Here is a 20,404-nt window from a genome sequence, read left to right as displayed (position 1 = left end):
CCGTCACCCGCTCTTTCCAGGCACGACACACGCGCGTAACACTGAGGCATGTCCTCCCCCTCCGCCGCCTCCAGGTCACCGGCGCCGCACGGCCGCGACACGGAGCGGGACGCGCTGCTGCGACTACTCGACGCCGCCCGAGGCGGCTCCGGGGGCGCGGCGATCCTGCGCGGGGCGCGGGGAACGGGAAAGACCGCGATGCTCGACCTCGCGGCGGACCACGCGAGCGGCACAGGCGACAAAGGCGGTACGAGCGGCTCCGGTGACTTCGTCGTGCTCAGGGTGCGCGGCACCGAGGCGGAGTCGCACCTGCCGTACGCCGGGCTGCACGGGCTGCTCCGGCCGGTCGCCGACCGGCTGCCCGCGCTCCCCCCGGCGCAGGCCGAGGCGCTGACGCGGGCGCTGGAGCTGGGTACGGCGGACGGCGGGCTGGCGCTTCCCGCGGCGGTGCTCAACCTCCTGGTGGCCGCCGGTGACCCGGTCCTGGCCTGCGTCGACGACGTCCACCACCTCGACGCGCCCAGCCGCGAGGCGCTCTTCTTCGCGGCCAGGCGGCTGGCGGGAGAACCGGTCGTACTGCTGTTCGGGGCCGACGACAGCGGCGACGGCGACACCGCCGTCCCCGACGACATACCGGCGTTCGAGCTGGGCGCCCTGGACGAGGAGGCGGCCAGGCGGCTGGCCGACGACCTGCTCCCGGGGCTGGCCGACGACGTACGGGCGTCGCTGCTGGAGCTCGCCCACGGCAACCCGCTGGCGCTCGGGGAGCTCGCCGGGTCGCTCAGCCCCGAACAGATCTCCGGGGCCGCCGCCCCGCCCGGAACCCTGCCGAGGGGCGGGCGGCTCTGGCGCGCGTACACCGACCGGCTGGCGCGGCTGCCCGCCGACACCGCCGACATGCTCCTGCTGCTCGCGGCGGATCCCGACCTGGAGACGGTCACCCTGGTCGGCGCCGAGGAGCCGGAGCGCGCGCTGACCGCGCTCGAACCGGCGGAGAGGGCGGGGGTGATCGTCCACGTCGCCGGAACCGGAGCCGGAACCGACGGCGGCGGTGGCGGTGGCGGGGACCGCTACGACTTCCGCGAGCCGTCGATGCGGACGGTGGTCTACGCCGCCGCCTCCCTCGCCCGGCGCCGCGCCGCGCACCGCCTGCTCGCGGGCATGCTGCGCCACGACCACCAGCGGCTGCGCCGGGCCTGGCACCGGGCCGCCGCGATGGACGGCCCCGCCGCGTCGCTCGCCGACGAGCTGGCCTCGGCCGCGGCGGCGACGGGCTCCCACGGCGGCCACCCCGCGACCTTTCTCGCCTTCGAGCGGGCGGCCGAGCTGACCGAGCACGGCGACGTCAAGGCCGCGCGGCTGGCCGCCGCCGCCAACCGCGCGTGGCACGCGGGCCTGCCCCGGCGCGCCAGGGCGCTGCTCACCCGCCTGCGGTCGCTGACGATCTCCGAGGAGGTACGCAGCCAGGCCGAACTGATCCGCGGCAGCCTGGAGCTGCGCAGCGGGAAGACCGGCAGCGCCGGGGACGACCTGATGGCGGCGGCCGAGTCGCTGATGGACAGGGACCGGGGGCAGGCCGTCCGGGTGCTCATCCGCGCGGGCGAGGCGAGCTACCTGGCCGGTGACAACCCTCGCTACCTGGACATCGCGCGGTGGGCCGCCACCCTGCGCCGCCCGGACGACCCGGCGGCCACCCAGCTGATGTTCGAGTATCTGGCCGGTACGGCGGCGACCTTCGACGGCCGTCACCGGGAGGCGGCCGATCCGCTCCGCCGGGTGCTGGAGCTCGCGCCCTCGGTGCGTACCCCGTCGGTGCTGGTGTGGGCGGGTGTGGCCAGTCTGCTGCTCGGCGACGACGCGCAGGCGGTGCGGCTGTGCGGGCGGGCGGTGGAGACGGCGCGCGCCCGCGGGGCGGTCTCCACGGTGCCGCAGGTCCTGGAGTTCATGATCAATGCCGAGCTGTGGATGGGCCGCTACGCCTCCATCACCGCCAGCGCCGTCGAGGGGCTCCGGCTGGCCCAGGAGCGCGGGCGGCCCAACAGCGCGGGCCAGCACCTGGGATGGCTCGCCCTCACCGCGGCCGTCGAGGGGGACGAGGAGACCTGCGCGATCAGGGCGGCGAGCGCCATCGAGCTGGCGGGCGCGCACGGCGTGTGCGTGGCGGGAGCGCTCGGCAACTGGGCGCTGGCCCACCTCGACCTCGCGGCGGGCCGCCACGCCGACGCCGCCAAGCGGCTGCGGGCCACGACCAGGGCCGACGGGACCAGCGGCCACCTCGTCGTACGGGTCATGTCGACCCCCCTGTTCGTCGAGGCGAGCGCCCGTACGGGTGACCGGGAGCGGGCCGGGGAGGCGCTGCGGGTGCTCGACCGCTGGGTGGGCAGCACCCGCAGTCCCGACCGGCGCGCGCTGGCCACGCGCTGTCACGCGCTGCTGGCCGCCCCCGCCGACGCCGAGGAGTACTTCAGGGCCGCGCTCGACCTGCACCACCAGGGGTTCTCCGAGTTCGAGACGGCCCGCACCCAGCTGCTCTTCGGCAGCGCGCTGCGCAGGAACCGGCGTCCGGGCGCGGCCAGGGAGCACCTGCACAGCGCGCTGGAGACGTTCGAGCGCTTCGGCGCGCGGCTCTGGGCCGAGCAGGCCCGCACCGAGCTGCGCGGGGCGGGAGAGGCCGTCCGGTCGCACCGCCCCGGTGCCACGGAGAAGCTCACCGCGCAGCAGTACCAGATCGCGCGCATCGTCGCGGACGGCGCCACCAACCGGGAGGTCGCGGCCCGTCTCTTCCTGAGCCCGAGGACCGTCGAGCACCACCTCAGGAACATCTTCGCCAAGCTCGACATCCGCTCACGGGTGGAACTGGTACGCCTGATGTCCTGATTTATCGGCTTATACCAGTATTCATCACGCTCACCAGCGCGGTGGAGTACGGGTGATTTCACCGATGCACTCCGGGCCTGACAACGAGAAAGTGGCGACTGTCAGAAACCCGAGGGGTCACCCCGGTGCGCTGACCGTACCGCCGCCGTTCCCGGTGGCGGGCCGACGCGCGACGAACGGCCGTCGACGCCGACCGCCGTATCGCCGTGGTTCCCCCCACAGGAACGGAGTACAGCAACGTGCAGCCGTACGGCACCACCCCCCAGGCCCCCGCGCCCAGGCGTTCCCGCCGGGCGACGACGGTCGCCACGCTGACCCTCGCACTCGCTCTGCTCGGCACCGGCGGGACCCTCGCGCCCGCCGCGCAGGCCGTCGCGGCGCCCGCCGCGCAGGCCACCTCCGCCGGTCCCTACGACCGTGGCCCCGACCCGACCGTCTCCCTCATCGAGGCGGCCAGGGGACCGTTCTCGATCTCGGAGACCAACGTCTCCTCGCTCCAGGTGAGCGGCTTCGGCGGCGGGACGATCTACTACCCGACGTCCACCGCCGAGGGGACGTTCGGCGGGATCGCCATCGCCCCCGGCTACACCGCGAGCAGGTCGACCATGGCCTGGCTCGCCTCGCGGCTGGCCTCCCACGGTTTCGTGGTCTTCAACATCGACACCCTCACCCGCTCCGACCAGCCCGCCAGCCGAGGGCGGCAGCTGCTGGCCGCGCTCGACTACCTCGTGGAGGACAGCTCGGCCGCGAACCGGGTCGACGGAAGCAGGCTCGGCGTCGCCGGGCACTCGATGGGCGGCGGCGGCACGCTGGCGGCCGTCAACAGCCGTCCGCAGCTGCAGGCGGCCATCCCGCTGACCCCGTGGCACACGACCAAGAGCTGGTCGGGCGTGCGCGTCCCGACGATGATCATCGGTGCGGAGAACGACTCGGTCGCCTCGGTGAGCTCGCACGCCAAGCCGTTCTACAACAGCGTCCCCGCCTCCTCGGAGAAGGCGTACCTGGAGCTCAACGGCGCCAGCCACTTCGCGCCCAACTCCTCCAACACCACGATCGCCAAGTACAGCGTCTCGTGGATGAAGCGGTTCGTCGACAACGACACCCGGTACGAGCAGTTCCTGTGCCCCGTGCCCCGGGTCGACCTGAACATCTCCGAGTACCAGGGCACCTGCCCGCACTCGTAGGGCCGTGTGAGCGGCACCGGCAGCGGTTCCCAGCCACATATGACTACAAACCATCTGTTAAACCCACAAAAACCCTGAACCCCTCTGAACCAACGGCGGCCGCTTGCGGCCGCCGTTGGCATACCCGCCCAAAGTGCCCCTGACCTGCCGCCATATGATGGGTTTTCTTCCGGTTTGATGAGTTACCGCCGGAGGGCAATAAGGTTTACGGTCTATGTCCAGGAACGAAATGAGACGTGATCCTAAGACCGTTCTGTGGCTTCTCGCGCTGAGCATCGTGGTCACGTTCACGGCCGGTGGAGCCACGGTGCTGAGCGGTCACCTCGACCCCGTTCCCGACAGGCCCGCGCCCCCCGACGCCGCCCCGCCCGGGATACCCGCCGTGCCCGGGACGCCGACCCCGCCGCCGCAGCCGCAGGACACGGCCGCGCCCGCCGACTCCGCGGGTCCCACGACCCCGGCACCGGCCAAGGAGCCGCTCCTGCTCGCCAACGGCCGTCAGCAGCCGCTGAAGGTGAAGGTGCCCCGGTCGGCCAGGGGCCGCTACACCGTCGCCCCCGGCGAGGCCGGTCCTCCCAAGGGGAGGAAGGGCAAGGTGGTCCGGTACATGGTGGAGGTCGAGCGGGGCCTGCCGTTCGAGGTGGGGGAGTTCGCCGCCGAGGTGCACCGGATCCTCAACGACCGGCGCGGCTGGGGGTACCGGTTCAAGCGGGTGGCCCGAGGCCCGGTGGAGATCAAAGTCTCGCTGACCAGCCCCGAGACGGCCGACAAGCGGTGCCTGCCGATGCGCACCAACGGCGTACTCTCCTGCTGGAACGGCGAGCGCGCGGTCATCAACGCGGCCCGCTGGAACGGCGGGGCGGCGGGCTACGGCCGTGACGTGGCCTCCTACCGCGAATACGTCATCAGCCACGAGGTCGGCCACGGTCTCGGCCACGGCCACGTGTCCTGCCCGGGGCGCGGGCGGCGGGCGCCGGTGATGCTCCAGCAGACCAAGTCCCTGTACGGCTGCCGCCCCAACCCCTGGCCGTCCCCCCGGCGCTGACCCCCGCCCTTCCCCGCGCCCGGACGCGGCCCCTCACCCGGCCTGGCCGTACGACCGGGGCGGGCCGGGCCGACGTACGGCGGAGACCCCGCCTGGCGTGACCGGTGCCGGGGGTCAGCTCGTGATCGGGGTGGTCTGCGCGGAGACGATGCGCCACGCGTCCCGTTCCTTCGCCATCACGTAGGTGATCCATCCCGACGACGAGGGAAGGGCCTCGCCGGGGGCGTCTCTCACCGACGCCTCCCGCTCGTCGGACACGCGTTTGATCCCGGCCACGATCGCGACGTCGGGGCGGACGAAGCGGACGTCCTCCACCTCGACCGTCGTGACCACGTTCGCCAGCGGTGTCTCCAGGGCCGCCTTCATCGCCTGCCGGAGGGCTTCCCGGCCGCGCACCCGGCGTCCCCCGAAGTTGACGACGCTCGTGTCGGCCGCGTGGAGGGAGGTGAACCCTTCGAGATCGTTCTGGTACCTCTGGACGTCCTCGACGACCCGCCTGACGGCGGCGGTCTCCAGCTCGTGATCCGTTCTTTCCATGTCGATCGGCTCCTCGGTGCCTCGTACGCGAACCAAACCGGAGCGATTCACTCCGATTGCCTGGATCGTACGTCCGGAGCGAATCGCTCCGCAAGTCGGCGCCGGACGGCGAAGCGGTCCCGGCGAGAGGGGTTCACCGGCCCCTCCCCGGGCACCCGGTAGGCATGGGCCGGGACGGACATGTCAGGGAGGACGTGGAAATGGGCAGGATCCTCGTGGGCACGGCCTCGTGGACCCACCGGTCACTGCTGGAGTCGGGCTGGTATCCCGAGGACGCCTCCACCCCGGCGAAACGCCTCGCCCACTACGCGACGAGGTTCCCGATCGCCGAAGTGGACGCCACCTACTACCACCCGCCGTCGCGAAGCACCGTGGAGGCGTGGCGCGACCGCACCCCCGCCGACTTCACCTTCGACGTCAAGGCCTTCTCCCTGCTCACCGGGCACCCCACCAAGCCCGCCTCGCTCTACAAAGACGTACGGGAGAGCCTCGGCGCGCCGCCGGAGCGCAACCTCTATCCGAAGGACGTGCCGCCGGAGATCGCCGACGAGGTCTGGCGGCGGTTCCTCGACGCGCTGGAGCCACTGCACGAGGCGGGCAAGCTGGGGGCGGTGCTCTTCCAGTTCCCGCCGTGGTTCCCGATCGGGGAGGGAAACAGGCGCTACATCCTGGAGTGCGCCCGGCGCTGCGCGCCGATGCGCGTCAGCGTCGAGTTCCGCGACCACACCTGGATGGACGAGGAGAACCGCGAGGACACCCTCGCCTTCCTCTCCGGGCACGACCTCGCGTACGTGGGGGTCGACATGCCCCAGGGGCACACCTCGTCGATCCCGCCGGTCCTGGCCGCGACCTCCGACCTCGCCGTGGTGCGGATGCACGGGCACTCCGGCAAGTGGACCAGCAAGAACGTCGACGAGCGCTTCGCGTACATGTACTCGGAGGCGGAGCTCTCCCGGTGGGCGGCCAGGGTCGGGGAGCTCGCGGCGGGCGCCGAGGTCACCCACGTGCTCTTCAACAACTGCTGCGCGGACAACTCCCAGCGCAACGCCACCCGGTTCCGCGCCCTCGTCGGCGAGTCCCGCGAACCCGGATAACCGTCCGGGGCCGGGCCGGTGGTCAGGACGAAGCAGGCAGGCCGGACGAGAGCCGGACAGCCGGTTGAACCAAGTTGGCCCAATGCCCGCGAAAGGCCGCTATCTGACCTGCTGCCTCGCCCTGGTCATGGTGGCCCTGCGCTCCTCCGGGGTGGTTCCTCCCCACACGCCGTACATCTGCTGGGTGTTCAACGCGTACTCCAGGCAGCGCCCGCGCACCGGGCACCGGCGGCACACCGCCCTGGCGCGCTCGTACTGCTCGCGGCCCGGTCCCTCGTACGACACGGGGAAGAACAGCTCGGGGTCCTCGCTGAGGCAGGACGAGCGGCGGGACCAGTGGATGATCGGAATGACGTTGCTCTTAACAGGCATGGCGATCCAATTGGGAGTGGGAACGGCTCAGGTACTGGCGGCTCAGGTTGAGGATCGCGTGCCCGCTGTAATGGCATTCATACCTTTTAAGCGGAAAAATCGGGCCAGCTTGACCGAGGATTTCTCCCTGTTCCGAAGATCCTGGTCAGCGGGCTCCCGAGGCGGGTGGATCATCTCTCCGCACCGCCGATACGCCGTCCCGGCGCGGTGCTCCCCCCGCTCACGCCTCCCACCCCGCCGGGCCGGAGCACGGCTCGCTCCGGCCCGGCGGCGGTTCCTACCGCTCCATACGCACCCTCTCGTCGGGTACGCAGTGGGTCATCCTCATACCGTCCACGGAACGGGACCCGTTCTTGCCCAGCCTGGACATCCGCTCGCGGTCCTCGTCGCTCAGGTCCTGGGTGGCCAGCGGCTCCAGGTGGGAGATGTCGTCGGGGCTGATCCCGAGTCCCTCCCCGACCCTGAGGCCGAGATCGTCCTCGGCCATCAGGAAGTGCCAGACCATGCGCTCCTGGACGGGACGCGAGGCCTGGGACAGCATGTCGACGAAGTTCAGCACGAGGTCGTCGCGCTCCCACTCCTCCATCAGCAGGTAGCGCTGGCCCGCCTGCGTGTAGTCGTCGGTACGCGGGATGCGCTTGCGGGTCAGCCGCCCCGAGACGACCGGGCCCTGCTCGTCGTGGGTGGGATATCGCCCCTCCCGCAGCCCCCCGGTGATGGACGGCTCGTAGTTGACGTGCGGGTTCTCGCCCTCCCCGTCGACGTGGTAGGTCATCAGGCCGTCACGCTGGTTGGTGCGCACCTCGGCGTGCTTGGCCCGGTTGACCGGCAGCTGCAGGTAGTTGGGACCCACCCGGTGGCGCTGGGTGTCGCTGTAGGAGAACGTACGGCCCGTCAGCATCTTGTCGTCGGAGAAGTCCAGACCGTCGACCAGGACGCCGGTGCCGAAGGAGATCTGCTCGTTCTCGGCGAAATTATTGGCCACGTTGCGGTTCAGGACCATCCTGCCGACCGGCATGGGCGGGAACCGGTCCTCCGGCCACACCTTGGTGTCGTCCAGCGGGTCGAACTCCAGCTCGGGGTGCTCGTCGTCGCTCATGATCTGCACCAGCAGCTCCCACTCGGGGAAGTCTCCCCGGTCGATCGCCTCGTGCAGGTCCTTGGTGGCGTGCCCGAGCTCTTGCCCCTGGACGACGGCGGCGTCCTCGGCGGTCATGCTGCGCACGCCCTGCCTGGGCATCCAGTGGTACTTGACCAGGTGGGTCTCTCCCCGGGCGTTCACCCACTTGTAGGTGTTGACCCCGAATCCCTGCATGTGCCGGTAGTCGGCGGGGATGCCGCGCGGGCTGAACAGGTTGACGATCATGTGCATGCTCTCCGGCGTCTGCGACATGAAGTCGAAGATCCGGCCGGGCTCCTGCCTGAACGTCACCGGGTCCGGCTTGAGCGAGTGGATCACGTCGGGGAACTTGATGGCGTCCCTGATGAAGAAGACCGCCAGGTTGTTGCCGACGAGGTCCCAGTTGCCGTCCTCGGTGTAGAACTTCACCGCGAACCCGCGCGGGTCGCGGGCGGCCTCCGAGGAGTCCCTGCCGCCGATCACCGTGGAGAACCGCACGGCGACGTCGGTCCGCTTCCCGGCCTCCTGGAAGAGTTTCGCCCGCGTGTAGCGCCCGATCGGCTCGTCGCCGAGCCTGCCGTAGGCCTCGAAGTAGCCGTAGGTGGTCACCCCCCGGGCGTGGACCACCCGCTCGGGGATGCGTTCGCGGTCGAAGTGGCTGATCTTCTCCAGGAACTGGTAGTTCTCCAGCGTGGCCGGACCCCTCGCGCCGACCGTGCGCTGGTTCTGGTTGTCGTAGACCTGGTGCCCCTGACGATTGGTCAGGACCGGGCGTTCGTCACCCGGCTGGGGGCCCGCGCTCGACACATCCGTCATGACGACGCTTCCTTTCCCTGCCGCGGTCGCTTCGGCGTGCCGCTCTACATATCGACACACGGCCCCCTTCTCCGGCATAAGGGGATTTATAGCGATAAGGAAGAGAATTTCCCCAAAAAGGGACGGCGTTTTACGGACGGCGACACCCGCCCGGGAACGCGTTTCCCGGACGGGACGGGCGAGCCCACGCAACATCGAGAAACAACGTAGCCCTCGCGCTCCTCGCGTTCGTAGCGTCTGGGGCATGCCATCCGGACAGACAACGACAGGGTCCCGCGGCGAGGGTCACGAGAACGGCGAGGTGACCGACGCGACCGCGGAGAGTCACGACAGGTCCCTGACCGTCGTACGGCGACTGCTGGAGGCGCGCGGGATCCGGGCCAGGTCCGTGCACACGATCACCCTGAAGCTGTCCGACGACGGCAGGCCGCTTCCCCTGGGAGAACGCAGGCGCCACACCCCCGAGCTGATCGCCTACAGCGGCGAGGGATGGATGGCCGCCACGGTGATCGTCGGGCGGCGTTCCGGTTGTTACCTGGTCTCCCTGCCCTCCATGGGCGTCGCGGCCCGGGTGGTGAACGCCGACCAGCCGCACGCGGTGGCCGACATGGTCCTCACCGCGGCCCGGGGAGGCGGCCGTCTCCTCGCGTGACCGGCCCCCTTGGGCCGTTCCCGCCCGCGGGTCAGACCCCGGAGCCCACCCGGGACGCCTGGGGCTCCCCGGCCGCGTCGTCGGTCCACAGGTGGCCGAAGCTCATCCGCTTGACCGGCGGCAGGGTGTCGCACAGGCGGAACCAGGCCCTCGCGCCGCCCCGGACGAGAGGATTCCCGGAGATCATGAAATCCGCGAGCCTCGCGGAGGTGCGGACGGCGCCGAAGCCGTACTCGCGCATCCGGCTCTCGTAGCCGCCGACGGCCTCCGTTAAGGTGCCCCGGCCCCGCTGGTACGCCACCAGCCTGCTCGCCAGCAGGGCCGCGTCACGCAGCGCCGTGTTGGCGCCGAAGCCCATCGCGGGCGTCATGTTGTGGATGGCGTCCCCGAGCAGCGTCACCGCCGTCGCGGGCCACCGGCCGACGGGCACGGAGGTCTTGAACGGCATCAACTGGACGCTGGCCGGGTCGGCCTCGGCGACCAGGCGGCACAGGGCGGGGTGCCAGCCGGAGGTCATCGTCCCGGCCAGATCCCTGAGCCCGTCACCGCCGAGGTCCGCGGCCCCGGCCGGGTAGGTCCCGCGAGGGGCGACGAAGGCCCACAGCACGTAGTCCTGGAGATCGTCGGCCAGGGATCTCAGGTCGAGCCCGAACCCCGCGAGGCCGGTCTCCAGCCCGGCGAGATCCCCTTCAAGCGCGGCGGATTCGAGGCCGTTCCCCCGGGTGAGGCCGTTCCCCTGGGCGAGAAGGCTCTCCGCCCTGCGCCTGCCGTTGAAGGCCGCGGTGAACATGGCGCTCCCGCTCGGCGGCAGGATGAGGTTGAGCCCGTCGGCGAGGTTGCGGGGCAGCCACCCGCGAACCCGGTCGTCCAGCGGCACCCGGGCACCGATCGCGAGCGCTCCGGTGTCGACGCGGCGGGCCCGTGGCAGATACTGCCCGCGTACGCGTGAGTTGGCGCCGTCCGCGCCGACCAGCACGTCCCCGGTGGCCGTGGTGCCGTCGGCGAAGAAGGCGACGATCCTGCCGTCCGGCCTCACCTCGTAGCGCTGGAACGTCCTGCCGTGGTGGACGACGTCCTCCAGCCCGGCCAGGAGAAGCCTGCGCAGGGTGGTGCGGCTGACCGCGTACTGTCCGCCGGTGGGGTCTGCGGCCCCGCCGGTCATCACGTTCTCCTCCACGAACACGAGTTCGCGCAGCTGGTGGGTGTGGAAGCCGAAGCCGGGCCCCGGGTGGCCGGAGGTGGCGAGGAACGCCTCCCACAGCGGGCGCGGCAGGCACCGGTGCAGCGCCCGGCTGCCGACCTGGTTCATGTGGATGCGGTAGCCCCGCACCCAGTCGGCGGGGTCGCGCTCGCGCTCGTAGACCCGCACGTTCACACCGGAGGGCAGCAGTGCCTGGGCCAGCGCCAGGCCTCCTATGCCGCCTCCGACGACGAGCACGTCGAGTGGCTTCGCGGGCATGTCAGGCTCCTTCATCTTCGTTTTCGTCGCTGCCGTTGTCGCCGAGGAGCCTGGGCAGTTCCTCAAGCAGCGTCTCGTGCCAGGTGATCTCCGCCCGCAGGCGGACGAGGGTGTGGTCGAAGCCGAGCGGTTCGAGGCCGCGCAGGTGGGGGGTGGCCACCTCTCTCAGCCGCTGCCAGGTCTGGAGCTCGGCGGTGAGCTTGCGGTGCCGGTCCTCGACGACGGCCCGCAGCTCCCGCTCGCCCATGTCGGAACTGAGCTGAAGGGCGAGGTCCACGGGATCGGGCCGCAGCCGGGTGTCGCGCAGGGCCGCCTCGCGCAGTGACTCCAGCTCCAGCCCGCCGTCCTCGGTGATCGCGTAGACGGTCCGTGCCGGGAGGTTGCCCTGCTGCTCGGTGCGGACCGTCTCGATCACGCCTTCGGCCTCCATGCGGTGCAGTGCCCCGTACAGGGAGCCGACCTTGATGTCGGTCCACAGCTCGGTCCGGTCCGTCTGCGCGCTCTGCCGGATCTGATGACCGTGCATCGGCCCCCGGCGCGCCAGCGCCCCCAGGATGAACAGTCGCGTGCTACTCATGCGACTACTCAAACACGAGTAGGTGGATATAGTCAAACATGAGTACTCGCAAACGAGTACCAGGGCAGAAGGAATCCACACGATGAGGCCCGCGGGCTCCTTACGGACCTTCCCCGGCGGGAAGAATCCGCGCGATCCCCCAGCGCGGAAGCCCACGGCTCACGACGGGCGTTCCCGGCAGGAAAGATCCCCGCGATCCCTCAGCCCGGACGCCCACCGGCTCACCCCGAGATCGACGGCCGGATACGCGGTATTTCCGATATCCGGCCCGGGTGCCCCTAGATGGGCTCGCCCTCGTTCTCGTCGCCCCGCTCCGGGCCGGGCGTGCCGGTCCCGCTCTGGCTCGGCGACGGCGACGGGGTGGGCTGGCCGGGCTCGGGGGTCGTCGGGACCGGCGGCGGGGTCGGGACGAACACCGTGGGCGGCAGCGGCCTCGGCGACGGCTCGGAATCGTCCTCCTTGCGCAGCAGCAGCCAGACCGTCACGGCCAGCAGCACGAGCAGCACGGTCAGCGCGACCCCGGCGATGATCACGGACCGGCGGGTCTCGGTCGGCGGCGGGGCGCCCTTGGGCGGCGCGGGCAGCGCGGGCGAGCGGTCGCCCACCCAGTGCGGCGCGAAGTCGGGACCGTGCTGCTCACCGATCAGCGTGCCACTGACCAGCACCGGTTCGAGGAACCGCTCCGCCCCGGCCCTGTCCGGCTCGTACGGCGTGGCCACCCACGGGGCGCTCCCGCCGTCCATGGCCAGCACCTGCGGGACCGTGTCGGCCACGGCGGTGCGCGCGCGCGTCGCCCGGGCCATCCAGCCCCGTACGCCGGAACGGCTGGCCGTCGCGTCGCGGACCCCGGTGACGAAGCGGTCGCGGGCCGCCGGGTCGAGCGCCGCCCCCTTGGTCAGCACCGCGACCGAGACGGCCCGGCCGTCGGGCGCCAGCCCGAGGTAGACCAGCCCGGCGGGTCCCACGCGCAGGCGGGCCTGCACGACGAAGGGCCCCAGCTGGGGCGGGTCACCGTACTGGAGTGGAGTGGCCACGTCTGACATGAAAGCACACCCGGCCGATCACCCGGCGCCCCGCGAGGGACCGTGATCGGGTACCCGGCGGACCTGCGGCGGGCGGGCACCGGGTCCCTGGCGGGCACTGTCAGGAAATACGGAGCGGGCCCGCCGTGCGAGCAGCCACTTCATTTGATGGAATACCGACATGACCGTCGCCGAAGAACTGCCGAGCGAGACCGACACCGGACTGCTGCGCGACGCCCTGACCGAAGTCCGGCGGGTCATCGTCGGGCAGGAGCACATGGTGGAGCGGTTGCTCGTGGCACTCCTCGCCCGGGGCCACTGCCTGCTGGAGGGCGTGCCGGGGGTGGCCAAGACGCTGGCGGCCTCGACCCTGGCCACGGTGGTCGGCGGGGAGTTCGCCCGCATCCAGTTCACTCCCGACCTGGTCCCGAGCGACATCGTGGGGACCCGGGTGTACCACCCCTCCCGCGAGGCCTTCGACGTCGAGCTCGGCCCGGTGTTCGTCAACTTCCTGCTCGCCGACGAGATCAACCGGGCCCCGGCCAAGGTGCAGTCGGCGCTCCTTGAGGTCATGGCCGAGCGGCAGGTGACCCTGGCCGGGGAGACCCACCCGCTGCCGAAGCCGTTCATCGTGCTGGCCACCCAGAACCCGATCGAGTCGGAGGGCGTCTACCCCCTCCCCGAGGTCCAGCGCGACCGGTTCCTGTTCAAGGTCCGCGTCACCCATCCCAGCGCCCACGAGGAGCTGGAGATCCTGCACCGGATGAGCGTGACCCCGCCGACCGCCAGGCCGGTGCTCGACCCCGCCCGGCTGGCCGCGCTGCAGGCCATGGCCGACCAGGTCTCGGTCCACCAGCTCGTCGCCGACTACGTGGTCAGGCTCGTGATGGCCACCCGCTCCCCCGCCGAGTACGGCCTGGCCGAGCTGCAGGAGAACATCGAGATCGGCGTCAGCCCCCGGGCCACCCTCGGCCTGGTCGCCGCGGGACGCGGCCTGGCGCTGCTGCGCGGCCGTGACTACCTGCTCCCCGACGACGTGCGCGACGTGGCGGTGGACGTGATGTCCCACCGGCTGATGCTCACCTTCGACGCCCTGGCCGACGGGATCGACCCCGAGGACGTGATCCGCCAGATCCTCGCCGCGGTGCCGCCCCCGCTGGTCGTCTGGAACCAGGGCCCCCGGTGACCGGCCTCGAAAGCGGTGGCGATCTTGACCTGAGCACGGCGGAACAGGCGCTGCGGCGGCTGGAGCTCACGATCGTCCGGCGCCTGGACGGGCTGCTCCAGGGCGCGCACCAGGGGCTCCTGCCCGGTCCCGGCAGCGAGTTCGGCGACAGCCGGGTCTACGTGCCCGGCGAGGACGACATCCGGCGGATGGACTGGGCGGTGACCGCCCGCACGACCGTCCCGCACGTGCGCGACCTGATCGCCGACCGGGAGCTGGAGACCTGGGCCCTGGCCGACCTGTCGCCCAGCATGGACTTCGGCACCGCGGGCATGGAGAAGCGGGACCTGGTCGTGGCCGCCGTCGGGGCGATCGGCTTCCTGTCGGGCCGGATCGGCAACCGCTTCGGCGCGTACGTCCTGCACGACGAGTACGTCCACCGGATGCCCGCCAGAAACGGCCGCCCGGCCCTGTACGGCCTGCTGCACTCGCTGATGGACGCCCCCAGGGGCCGCGTCGTCGCCGACGCCCCCGACCTGGCGGAGGCGATCGAGATCCTCGCCTCGGCGCGGCGGCGGCGCGGCCTGCGCGTGATCGTCTCCGACTTCCTCGACCCCGAGCCCACCCTCGACCCCGGCCTGGAGCTGCCCTGGGAGCGCCCGCTCCGCCGCCTGGCCGCCCACCACCAGGTGCTCGCCGTCGAGGTAATCGACCCTCGCGAGCTGGAGCTGCCGCCGGTGGGCCTGGTCAGCATGACCGACCCCGAGACGGGGCGAAACCGCCAGATCCAGCTCACCCCCAAGGTCCGCCAGGCGTACGCGGAGGCCGCCGCCGCGCAGCGGACGACCAACCAGATGGCGCTGCGCCGCTGCGGGGTGGCCCACCTGGTGTTGCGCACCGACCGCGACTGGGTGTTCGACATCGCCCAGTTCGTGCTGCGGCAGCGTCGCATGGCACACCTGACCCATCGGACCCCGAGGTCGGGAGCGACACGGTGACCTTCCTCTCTCCGGTCTGGCTGTGGCTGTTCGCCGCGCTGGCGCTGCTCGTGGCGGGCTACGTGGCCGCCCAGTTCGCCCGGCGCCGCTACGCGCTGCGCTTCACCAACCTGCCCCTGCTGGCGCTGGTGGCCCCCTCGGGGCCCGGCTGGCGGCGGCACGTGGCCCCGCTGCTGTTCTTCGCCATGATGAGCCTGCTGATCGTGGGCGCGGCCCGTCCCGCCGACTCGGTCCGCATCCCCCGCGACCGCGCGACGATCATCATCGCGCTGGACGTCTCGCTGTCGATGGAGGCCGACGACGTCCAGCCGAACCGGATCACCGCGGCCAGGGAGGCCGCCCAGAAGTTCGTCTCGGACCTGCCGGAACGCTTCAACGTCGGGCTGGTCGCCTTCGCCCGCTCCGCCTCGGTCGTGATCTCGCCCACCACCGACCACCAGGCGGTCGGCACCTCCCTCGGCAACCTCAGCACCCGGGCGGGCACCGCGATCGGCGAGGCGGTCTTCAGCTCCCTGGAGTCGCTGCGCTCCTTCGACCAGCAGGCGGTGACCGACCCGCCCCCGGCCGCGATCGTGCTGCTGTCCGACGGCGACAACACCTCGGGCCGCTCGGTGGCGGAGGCGATCGAGACGGCGATGAACGCGCGGGTACCGGTCTCCACGATCGCCTACGGCACCCAGGAGGGGACCGTCTCGATCGACGGCCGCGACGTGAACGTGCCGGTGAACAAGGCCACCCTGCAGACCCTGTCGGACGGCACCGGCGGCCGCGCCTACGAGGCGGAGTCGGGCAGCCAGCTGCGGGAGGTGTACGAGCAGATCGGCACCTCGCTGGGCTACCGGACGGTCAACCAGGAGATCACCCAGTGGTTCGTGGTGGCGGCGATCCTGACCGGGCTGGTGACCGCCGGAACGGCCCTGCTGCTGGGGTCACGGATCCCCTGACCCCGTACGGCGAAGGCGGAAACGGGGGCCGGGGATCACCGGAGGCGGGGCGCGGGCATGCGAGGTGATCCCGCCTCGTACCGGCCGGAGACGGGGTGGGCGTACGCATGATCCCGCCTCGTACCGGCCGGAGGCGAGGTGGGCGTACACGTGGTCCCACCTCGTACCGGCTGGAGGCGAGGGCCGGGGGGCCACCGGAGGTGGAGCGTAAGGGGTCCCGCCTCTCACCTGCCGGAGGCGGGGCGGGTGTTCGGGCGGTCCCGCCGGTGTCGTGACCGCCCTGAGCCGGTCTCCGCCGTTGGTAACGTTCTACGACGTGGCACATTACTTCGAGGAGCGTCCTGAGACCGCGGGCCGTCCCGGGTCGGTCACGCTCGTGCTCCCCGACCTCCATCTGAAGCTGGAGACCGACAGCGGGGTGTTCTCCGCCGAGCGCGTCGACCAGGGCACCAGGATCCTGCTGGAGAGCGTTCCCCCTCCGCCGCCGGACGGCGACCTGCTGGACCTGGGCTGCGGCTACGGGCCGATCGCGCTGACGATGGCCTCGCGTGCCCCGGAGGCGACGGTCTGGGCGGTGGACGTCAACCGCAGGTCGGTCGAGCTGTGCGCGAGAAACGCCAGGGCCGCCTCCCTTGACAAAGTAAGGTCGATGCATGTCGACGAGGTCCCGCCGGAGGTGCGGTTCTCCGCCATCTGGTCCAATCCGGCGATCCGCATCGGCAAGGCCGCGATGCACGAGATGCTGACCCGCTGGCTGTCGCGCCTCGCCCCGGACGGCGTCGCCCACCTGGTCGTCCAGAAGCACCTCGGCTCCGACTCCCTGCAGCGCTGGCTGAACGAGCGGGGCTGGCCCACCGAGCGCGTGGCCTCCCGCTCCTCGTACCGGATCCTCCGGGTGGAGGCGCGCCCGGACGAACGCGTACCGAACGAAGGACGACGAGGAACGGTGAACGACCGATGACGGCGAACCCGCGCAGGCAGCTGCGCCCGACCGATGTCAAACGCCTCAACCGCACCTGGCGGAGGAACACCGAGGGGCGGCTGGCGCTGATCCTGGAGTCGGTGACCGGCCCGTTCAACATCGGTTCCATCTTCCGCACGGCCGCCGCCTTCGGCGTGGAGCGGATCTGGCTGGCGGGCAACGCCACCCCGCCGACCAACCCCAAGGCGCAGAAGACCGCCCTGGGCACCGACAGGCTGGTGGCCTGGGAGGAGCCGGTCCCCGTCCTGGAGGCCGTACGGGCGGCCAAGGAGGACGGGTTCGCGGTGGTCGCGGTGGAGCTCACCGGCGACGCGGTCCCCCTGTCCGAGGCCAAGCTGGGCGGGGACGTGTGCCTGGTGGTGGGCAGCGAGGACCACGGGTGCTCCCCCGCGCTGCTGGAGGCCGCCGACGGCGTCTGCTACATCCCGCAGGTCGGCCGGGTCGGCTCGTTCAACGTCGCGGTGGCGGCGGCGATCGCGGTGGCGGAGGCCCGCCGCCAGGAGTGGTCGGGCAAGGTGCCGCCCGAGGAGTGATGCCATGCCCCCGGCCCTCGCGGACGGCGAGGCCGGGAGCCGGGGCAAGGCCGGGCAAGGTGCCGCCCGAGGAGTGATGCCATGCCCCCGGCCCTCGCGGACGGCGAGGCCGGGAGCCGGGGCAAGGCCGGGCGAGGTGCCGCCCGAGGAGTGACGGCCCCGGCCGGTCACCCCGGCCTGTTCTCGTCCGTTCCCCGGCCGACGGCCGCGCGCCCCTCGCGCCCGGCCCGGCCGTCGTGGTCGCCGTGGCCGTTGTGGTCCCGGCCCTCGTCGAGCGGGACCTTCTCACCGCCGTACGCCCTGCTCATCGCGGCGCGGAGCTTGCGGAACGGGTGGTGTTTCCCGTTGTCCGGCGGAACCGGACCGCCGTCCCCGGCCGTCCCCTCGATGGTCGGGACCGGCTCCTTGCCCCGTACCTGGGCCTCGATGGACTCCAGGGGCGGGACGTGGACCTCGATGTACTCCCCCGTGGGCCGGCGCCTGATCACACCGGTCTCCACGCCGTGCCCGAGGGCGTCGGCGTCGCGGCGCTGCAGGCCCAGGCAGATCCGGTAGGCGATGAAGTACGCCAGGGCCGGGCCAAGGAAGATCAGGAACCGGCCGGTGACGATCATCACGTTTATCGAGAGATGGAAGAACGCGGCGATCAGGTCGTTGGAGGCCATCAGCCACAGGACACCGTAGAACGTGATCGCCGACACGCCGATCGCGGTGCGGTGCGGGTTGTTGCGGGGACGGTCCACGACGTGGTGCTCGCGGCGGTCCCCGGTGATCCACTGCTCGATGAACGGATACAGGATCAGGCCCGTCAGGATGATCCCTATCGGCACCAGCGCCGGGACCAGCACGCTCATCGGCAGCGTGTGGCCCAGGACGTTGATCTCCCAGGAGGGCATCAGGCGCAGCGAGCCGTCCAGGAACGCCAGGTAGAAGTCGGGCTGGGTGCCCGCCGAGATGTCGGACGGGCTGTAGGGGCCGTACAGCCAGATCGGGTTCATCTGGGCGAAGGTGCCCAGCAGCGCGACGACACCGAAGGTGAACATGAAGTAGGCGCCCGACTTGGCCATGAAGGACGGGTAGGTCGGCGCGCCCACCACGTTGTCGTTGGTACGGCCCTTGCCCGGCATCTGCGTGTGCTTCAGCACCCACGTCAGGATCAGGTGGGCGGTGATGAGCGCGAGCAGGATGCCCGGGATGAGCAGGATGTGCATCGCGTAGAACCTCGGGATGATGTCCTCGCCCGGATACTCGCCGCCCACCAGGAGGAAGGAGAGCCAGGTGCCGACCACCGGCAGCGAGAGCAGCACGCTCGCGGTGATCCGCAGACCTGCGCCGGAGAGCAGGTCGTCGGGAAGGGAGTAGCCGGTCAGGCCCTCCAGCAGCGCCAGGGCCAGCAGCAGCACGCCGATCACCCAGTTCAGCTCGCGCGGCTTGCGGTAGGCGCCGTTGAAGAACACCCGGAGCATGTGGATCATCATGCCGCCGATGAACAGCAGGGCGGCCCAGTGGTGCATCTGCCGCATCAGCAGGCCGCCGCGCACGGCGAAGTTGATGTCCAGCGACGAGGCGTACGCCTCGGACATCATGACGCCCTTGAGCGGCGAGTAGGGGCCGTTGTAGGGCACCTCCTCCATGCTGGGGTTGAAGAAGAAGGTCAGGAACGTGCCGGTCAGCAGAAGGATGACGAACGAGTAGAGCGCGATCTCGCCCAGCAGGAACGTCCAGTGGTCGGGGAAGATCTTCCGCATGTTCCGTTTGAGGAACTTCGCCGCGCCGAGGCGCTCGTCGAGGAAGACGCCCGTACTCGCCAGGCGTCCGCGAGTGCTTCCCGTGCTCATGCGCGGCCTCCGTTCCCACGGACCTCGGCCTCGACGTCACCACGCCCCCGGAAACCGGAAACCGGACGGAACGGCGGGGTACGCCGTGGACGACCAGGTATTTTCCATCATCCACGGCGACGGACATGTCAGGGCAAAGTCCTGCCCCCGGTACCGTTGACGGCCCGTCCCACGGACGTCCGGGGCCTTGTGATCCAAACGTTCACCTGCCCGCGATGACGCGCCCGGTCCGCAGGGGGCATACTCCTGCACGTGCAACGCCGTTACGCCTTCCTCGACCACCCCGGCCCCCTGCCCTTCGCACACCGGGGTGGCGCGGCCGAGGGCAGGGAGAACACCTTCCCGGCCTTCGAGCGGGCCGTCGAGCTCGGCTACACGTATCTGGAGACCGACGCGCACGCCACCGCCGACGGGGTGCTGCTGGCCTTCCACGACCACACCCTGGACCGGGTGACCGACCGCAGGGGCCGGATCGCCGAGCTGCCGTACCGGACGGTGCGTGAGGCGCGGATCGGCGGCGTGGACGAGATCCCGCTGATGGAGGACCTGCTGGGCTCGTGGCCCGGGGCGCGCTTCAACATCGACGTCAAGGAGTCGGCGGCCATCGCACCGCTCGCCGAGGCGGTCAGGCGGACCGCCGCCCACGACCGGATCTGCCTCACCTCCTTCTCCGAGGAGCGGCTCGCCAGGGCCCGCGCCACGATCGGCCGCGAGGTGTGCTCCTCGCTCGGCCCGCGCGGGGTGGCGACCCTGCGCGCCGCCGCCACCACCTCCGGGTACGGCCGCCTGCTCGCCCGCCTGGTCCGCGCCGGGGTGCCGTGCGCGCAGGTGCCGGTCGGCTTCCGCGGCCTGCGGATCACCACGCCCGCGCTGATCCGCACGGCGCACGCGCTCGGCATGCAGATCCACGTGTGGACCGTCAACGACACCGGGGTGATGGAGCGCCTGCTCGACCTCGGCGTGGACGGCCTGATGACCGACAACATCTCGGGGCTGCGCGACGTGCTGGAGTCCCGCGGCCAGTGGTATCCGGGCCGTCTCGCCGCATGAACCGCGCGCCCGCCGGGTGAACCGGGCGAGCGCGAACCCCATCCCCCGCGTCCAGGCGGGCGGTGAGACGCTCGCGCTCGGCCTGCCAGCCCGTACGGCGGGCGTGGCCCTCGGCGAGCCGACGGGCGATCTCCGCGGC

The 20,404-nt window shown here is 71.5% G+C and carries 18 protein-coding genes; 11 read left to right on the top strand and 7 right to left on the bottom strand.

The annotated features are described in order from the left end of the window. Positions 1 to 48 precede the first annotated feature (48 nt). The 3 genes from ACW9TB_RS26365 to ACW9TB_RS26355 all read left to right on the top strand — a co-directional run bounded on the left by ACW9TB_RS26365 (position 49) and on the right by ACW9TB_RS26355 (position 5,106). A complete protein-coding gene (locus ACW9TB_RS26365) occupies positions 49 to 2,877 on the top strand; it encodes a helix-turn-helix transcriptional regulator (protein ID WP_472750743.1) in 2,829 nt (942 codons plus the stop codon). A 239-nt stretch (positions 2,878 to 3,116) separates the two neighbouring features. Beyond that, on the top strand, positions 3,117 to 4,061 hold the full coding sequence (bdeA, locus tag ACW9TB_RS26360; protein WP_472750834.1) for a bis(hydroxyethyl) terephthalate hydrolase: 945 nt from the start codon (positions 3,117 to 3,119) through the stop codon (positions 4,059 to 4,061). Between the two features lie 229 nt (positions 4,062 to 4,290). Continuing rightward, positions 4,291 to 5,106 (top strand): DUF3152 domain-containing protein, encoded by an 816-nt coding sequence (locus ACW9TB_RS26355; RefSeq protein ID WP_472750742.1) that lies wholly within the window; start codon positions 4,291 to 4,293, stop codon positions 5,104 to 5,106. Positions 5,107 to 5,220: 114 nt separating this feature from the next. Here the strand turns inward: ACW9TB_RS26355 and ACW9TB_RS26350 are convergent, their stop codons facing one another. After that, positions 5,221 to 5,643 carry an SgcJ/EcaC family oxidoreductase gene (locus ACW9TB_RS26350; protein ID WP_472750741.1) on the bottom strand — a complete coding sequence of 141 codons (423 nt, stop codon included), beginning with the start codon at positions 5,641 to 5,643 and terminating at the stop codon, positions 5,221 to 5,223. A gap of 200 nt (positions 5,644 to 5,843) precedes the next feature. Between ACW9TB_RS26350 and ACW9TB_RS26345 the strand changes: the two genes are divergently transcribed. Beyond that, a complete protein-coding gene (locus ACW9TB_RS26345) occupies positions 5,844 to 6,737 on the top strand; it encodes a DUF72 domain-containing protein (protein ID WP_472750740.1) in 894 nt (297 codons plus the stop codon). Between the two features lie 99 nt (positions 6,738 to 6,836). On the opposite strand, the gene ACW9TB_RS26340 is transcribed toward ACW9TB_RS26345, so the two are convergent. Together ACW9TB_RS26340 and ACW9TB_RS26335 are read right to left on the bottom strand one after the other, a co-directional pair. Further along, positions 6,837 to 7,109, bottom strand: a complete 273-nt coding sequence (locus tag ACW9TB_RS26340; protein WP_329079449.1) for a WhiB family transcriptional regulator — start codon at positions 7,107 to 7,109, stop codon at positions 6,837 to 6,839. Between the two features lie 277 nt (positions 7,110 to 7,386). Then, positions 7,387 to 9,045, bottom strand: coding sequence for a catalase (locus tag ACW9TB_RS26335; RefSeq protein ID WP_472750739.1), 1,659 nt, complete (start codon positions 9,043 to 9,045; stop codon positions 7,387 to 7,389). 244 nt (positions 9,046 to 9,289) lie between these two features. Between ACW9TB_RS26335 and ACW9TB_RS26330 the strand changes: the two genes are divergently transcribed. After that, positions 9,290 to 9,697 (top strand): hypothetical protein, encoded by a 408-nt coding sequence (locus tag ACW9TB_RS26330; protein WP_472750738.1) that lies wholly within the window; start codon positions 9,290 to 9,292, stop codon positions 9,695 to 9,697. Between the two features lie 31 nt (positions 9,698 to 9,728). Here the strand turns inward: ACW9TB_RS26330 and ACW9TB_RS26325 are convergent, their stop codons facing one another. From ACW9TB_RS26325 to ACW9TB_RS26315, 3 genes are all read right to left on the bottom strand, one after another. Further along, on the bottom strand, positions 9,729 to 11,156 hold the full coding sequence (locus ACW9TB_RS26325; protein ID WP_472750737.1) for an FAD-dependent oxidoreductase: 1,428 nt from the start codon (positions 11,154 to 11,156) through the stop codon (positions 9,729 to 9,731). Position 11,157: 1 nt separating this feature from the next. After that, positions 11,158 to 11,733: a PadR family transcriptional regulator gene (locus ACW9TB_RS26320; protein WP_472750736.1), complete on the bottom strand. Its 576-nt coding sequence runs from the start codon at positions 11,731 to 11,733 to the stop codon at positions 11,158 to 11,160. 278 nt (positions 11,734 to 12,011) lie between these two features. Beyond that, entirely contained in the window at positions 12,012 to 12,776 is a 765-nt protein-coding gene (locus ACW9TB_RS26315; RefSeq protein ID WP_472750735.1) for a hypothetical protein, read from the bottom strand. 160 nt (positions 12,777 to 12,936) lie between these two features. Between ACW9TB_RS26315 and ACW9TB_RS26310 the strand changes: the two genes are divergently transcribed. From ACW9TB_RS26310 to ACW9TB_RS26290, 5 genes are all read left to right on the top strand, one after another. Continuing rightward, the gene (locus ACW9TB_RS26310; RefSeq protein ID WP_472750734.1) at positions 12,937 to 13,941 is read left to right on the top strand and encodes an AAA family ATPase; all 1,005 of its coding nucleotides are present in this window, start codon (positions 12,937 to 12,939) and stop codon (positions 13,939 to 13,941) included. Continuing rightward, the gene (locus ACW9TB_RS26305) at positions 13,938 to 14,918 is read left to right on the top strand and encodes a DUF58 domain-containing protein (protein ID WP_472750733.1); all 981 of its coding nucleotides are present in this window, start codon (positions 13,938 to 13,940) and stop codon (positions 14,916 to 14,918) included. The genes ACW9TB_RS26310 and ACW9TB_RS26305 overlap by 4 nt, the downstream gene beginning before the upstream one ends. Then, positions 14,915 to 15,862, top strand: coding sequence for a VWA domain-containing protein (locus ACW9TB_RS26300; protein WP_472750732.1), 948 nt, complete (start codon positions 14,915 to 14,917; stop codon positions 15,860 to 15,862). The genes ACW9TB_RS26305 and ACW9TB_RS26300 overlap by 4 nt, the downstream gene beginning before the upstream one ends. A gap of 316 nt (positions 15,863 to 16,178) precedes the next feature. Next, on the top strand, positions 16,179 to 16,823 hold the full coding sequence (locus ACW9TB_RS26295) for a class I SAM-dependent methyltransferase (RefSeq protein ID WP_472750731.1): 645 nt from the start codon (positions 16,179 to 16,181) through the stop codon (positions 16,821 to 16,823). Continuing rightward, complete coding sequence (locus ACW9TB_RS26290) at positions 16,820 to 17,377, top strand: TrmH family RNA methyltransferase (protein ID WP_350967714.1); 558 nt, start codon at positions 16,820 to 16,822, stop codon at positions 17,375 to 17,377. The genes ACW9TB_RS26295 and ACW9TB_RS26290 overlap by 4 nt, the downstream gene beginning before the upstream one ends. A 167-nt stretch (positions 17,378 to 17,544) precedes the next feature. Here the strand turns inward: ACW9TB_RS26290 and qcrB are convergent, their stop codons facing one another. Next, entirely contained in the window at positions 17,545 to 19,215 is a 1,671-nt protein-coding gene (gene qcrB, locus ACW9TB_RS26285) for a cytochrome bc1 complex cytochrome b subunit (protein WP_472750730.1), read from the bottom strand. A gap of 252 nt (positions 19,216 to 19,467) precedes the next feature. Here qcrB and ACW9TB_RS26280 point away from each other — a divergent pair, with 252 nt between their 5' ends. Next, positions 19,468 to 20,265, top strand: coding sequence for a glycerophosphodiester phosphodiesterase (locus ACW9TB_RS26280; protein WP_472750729.1), 798 nt, complete (start codon positions 19,468 to 19,470; stop codon positions 20,263 to 20,265). The last annotated feature ends 139 nt before the right edge of the window (positions 20,266 to 20,404 follow it).

It is taken from the genome of Streptosporangium sp. H13245, assembly GCF_055690525.1.
This window is presented reverse-complemented; position numbering and strand designations above follow the sequence as displayed.